A 332-nucleotide genomic window follows, 5' to 3' on the forward strand; every position below is an offset into this window, starting at 1 on the left:
GCAGCGACTGCCGCCGCCGGGGCTGCCAGGTTTCGGGTAGCCCAGCCGCGATAAATGCTTGAAAACACCCAGACGCCCCACAGCAGGAGGATCCCCACTGCAATTCCGGTCCACAGCGTGTTGCTGTTGGCCGGTGAAAAGCCGGCCGCCGCCTGGAAGGCGCTGGTCTGGGTGGAGGACATCGTCATGGCGTGTGATCACCGCTGACGTTGTACTGGCCTGATATCTCGACGGGGTCGCGGGGCTGTGCCCGGGAGGGCGACAGGTAGTCCTGCAAACCTTGGCGGATGCGCGCGATGTCGCTGGCCAACCGGGGATAGTCCAGGTGATAG

General features: G+C 64.8%; 2 protein-coding genes. Both read right to left on the bottom strand.

The genetic code is table 11. The features are described 5' to 3' along the window. Window positions 1–188 (bottom strand): TIGR03758 family integrating conjugative element protein (locus tag ABJ99_RS27805; protein WP_080378298.1); only part of this gene is annotated, 188 nt, incomplete at its 3' end. Further along, window positions 185–332, bottom strand: a 148-nt coding sequence (locus ABJ99_RS27810) for an integrative conjugative element protein, RAQPRD family (protein WP_268243742.1), incomplete at its 5' end; no start/stop codon positions are given. The genes ABJ99_RS27810 and ABJ99_RS27805, both read right to left, overlap by 4 nt.

The sequence above is a fragment of the Pseudomonas syringae pv. cilantro genome (assembly GCF_001293775.1).
Classification (GTDB): Bacteria; Pseudomonadota; Gammaproteobacteria; order Pseudomonadales; family Pseudomonadaceae; genus Aquipseudomonas; species Aquipseudomonas syringae_P.